This is a genomic window from Rhodopseudomonas sp. BR0C11 (assembly GCF_010820945.1).
Classification (GTDB): Bacteria; Pseudomonadota; Alphaproteobacteria; order Rhizobiales; family Xanthobacteraceae; genus Rhodopseudomonas; species Rhodopseudomonas palustris_H.
On sequence record NZ_QTKI01000545.1, the window covers coordinates 1 to 2572 of the forward strand.

Below are 2572 nucleotides of genomic sequence, written 5' to 3' on the forward strand. Positions count from 1 at the left end.
AAGCCGAGTTTGGCGGCCTCTTTCAGCCGCGCCGGCGTCTGCGCCACCGGGCGCACCGCGCCGGACAGCGAAATCTCGCCGAAATACACCGCATCGGTCGGCAGCGGCGCGTTCGCCAGCGACGACACCAGCGCCGCGGCGGCGGCGAGGTCGGCGGCGGGCTCGTTGATGCGCAGGCCGCCGGCGACGTTGAAATAGACGTCGTAACCGCTCAGCTTGACGCCGCAATGCGCCTCGAGCACCGCGAGCACCATCGATAGCCGTGCCGAATCCCATCCGACCACCGCGCGCCGCGGCGTGCCGAGCGTCGAGGGGGCCACCAGTGCCTGTAATTCCACCAGCACCGGCCGTGTGCCTTCGATGCCGGCAAACACCGCGGTGCCCGGCGAGCCGAGGTCCCGCTCGGACAGAAATAGCTCCGATGGGTTGCTGACTTCGCGCAGGCCTAGGCCGGTCATTTCGAACACGCCGATCTCGTCGGTCGGGCCGAAGCGATTCTTGACCGAGCGCAGGATGCGGAACTGCTGCGAGCCTTCGCCTTCGAACGACAGAACCGCGTCGACCATGTGCTCGACCACGCGGGGGCCGGCGATCTGGCCATCCTTGGTGACGTGGCCGACCAGGATGATCGCCGCGCCGGTCTTCTTGGCGAAGCGGATCAGCGCCTGCGCCGAGGCGCGGACCTGGGTCACCGTGCCGGGCGCGGACTCCACCGTGTCGGTCCACATCGTCTGGATCGAGTCGATCACGATCAGCTTTGGCGTCGCGCCTTCGGACAGCGTCGCGATGATGTCCTCGACCGAGGTTTCGGCGGCAAGTTCGACCGGGGCTGAGGCAAGCCCGAGCCGTTCGGCGCGCAGCCGCACCTGGGCGATCGCTTCTTCGCCGGAGATGTAAACGGTGCGGTGACCGGCCTTGGCCATCAGGCTGGTCGCCTGCGTCAGCAGGGTCGATTTGCCGATGCCCGGATCGCCGCCGACCAGCAGCACCGAGCCGCGCACGAAGCCGCCGCCGGTGACACGGTCGAGCTCAGCCATGCCGGAGGGCAGGCGAGGGGCGTCGTTGCTCTTGCCGGCCAGCGATTCCAGTTTGAAGGTCCGGCCGCGTCGCTTGGCGCGGATCGACACCGGCACCGCGTTGTCACCGGCTTCCTCGACCAGGGTATTCCACTCGCCGCAAGCCTCGCACTTGCCCTGCCAGCGATTGAACGCCGCGCCGCAGTTCTGACAGACGAAGGAAGAGGAAGCTTTGGCCATGGCGTCCACGTGGATGGGAAGAAAGCGCCCGACACCAAGACGGCCCGGCGATGGCCGAATATGTTCGCTTTTTGTTCCAGATGCAAGTCGCCGCGCCCGATTGAAGCCGATCGCCAGCCACCTTTCACAGGTTGCATTGACCTGGTGCTAACCCGCGGCCGCGATGATCCGCCGCGAACAGAGACGGGGCGAGGGACTGCGCGTGATGATCAAGGCTGCCGATGCCGCGCCGGGCGGCGGACCGACGCTTGGCTGGTGGGCCGCGGCGGCTGCGCTTCTCGCGGTGCTGCTGGTGCCGTTGCTGATGGTCGATGTGCCGCCGGTGCTCGACTATCCCAATCATCTGGCGCGCTACTTCGTGCTGGCGCATCCGGACGATCCATTCCTGTCGCAGGTGTACGCGCCGCATTGGCGGATCCTGCCCAATCTCGGCATGGACGTGATCGGCGCGGCGCTGCTGAAAGTGTCGAGCGTTCACGTCGGCGGCCGCATCCTGCTGGCGCTCAGCCTGCTGATGCCGGTGATCGGTGCCATCGTGTATCACCGCGTGGTGTTCGGCCGGTTCTCGTATTGGTCGCTCGCCTCCGGCGTCGTCGCCTACAATGCGGTGTTCTTTCTCGGCTTCATGAACTTCCTGCTGTCGCTCGGCCTCGCGCTGATCGGCGCGGCCGCCTGGATCGCGCTGCGCCGGCGTAACCGCAACGCGGCGGCCGTGGTGATCGGCGCTGCATTCGCCGCTTTGACGTTCTTCTCGCACATCTTCGGTGTCGCACTGTTCGCGCTTCTGATCGGCAGCGAAGAGATGGCGCGGATCGTGCGCGCCCGGTGGGACCGCGCGCCGGTGTTCCGCGAGACTGCCGTCTCGGCACTGCTGCTGGCGCTCGCGCTCGCTCCCGCGGTTGCGCTGTATCTGGCGAGCCCGCTCTCCGAAGCCGGCGCCGGCGTCGGGCCATGGCGCGGCCTCGCCAAGCTATGGGATCTGTTTGCCCCGGTGATGACGACCAGCGAAGTCGTGACGATGCTCAGCGTCGCTGCGTTGTTGATCACGCTGGGGCTGGCGATCCGCGGCGCGCGGGTGGCGCCGGCGTTGCCGCTGACTCTGCTGGTGCTGGCGGCGGGCTTTGTCATCGTGCCGGCGATGTACAAAGGCGGCAGCTTTCTCGACATCCGCCTCGCGGTGATGGCGGCCGTGCTGCTGTTCGCCGGCATGCTGCCGCAGCTATCGCCGCGGCGGGCCGCGGCGGTGACGGCGCTGGGGATCGGATTGATTGCCGGGCGCCCGGCCTATGTGGCGCAGGACTGGTACGCCCATCGCC

The 2572-nt window shown here is 67.9% G+C and carries 2 protein-coding genes; one reads left to right on the forward strand and one right to left on the reverse strand.

Annotation, left to right across the window (positions count from 1 at the left end; all coding sequences use genetic code 11):
• Positions 1-1256, reverse strand: a 1256-nt coding sequence (gene radA, locus DYI24_RS24855; protein WP_164574224.1) for a DNA repair protein RadA, incomplete at its 3' end; no start/stop codon positions are given.
• A 205-nt stretch (positions 1257-1461) separates the two neighbouring features.
• Between radA and DYI24_RS24860 the strand changes: the two genes are divergently transcribed.
• Positions 1462-2572 (forward strand): hypothetical protein (locus tag DYI24_RS24860; protein WP_164574225.1); only part of this gene is annotated, 1111 nt, incomplete at its 3' end.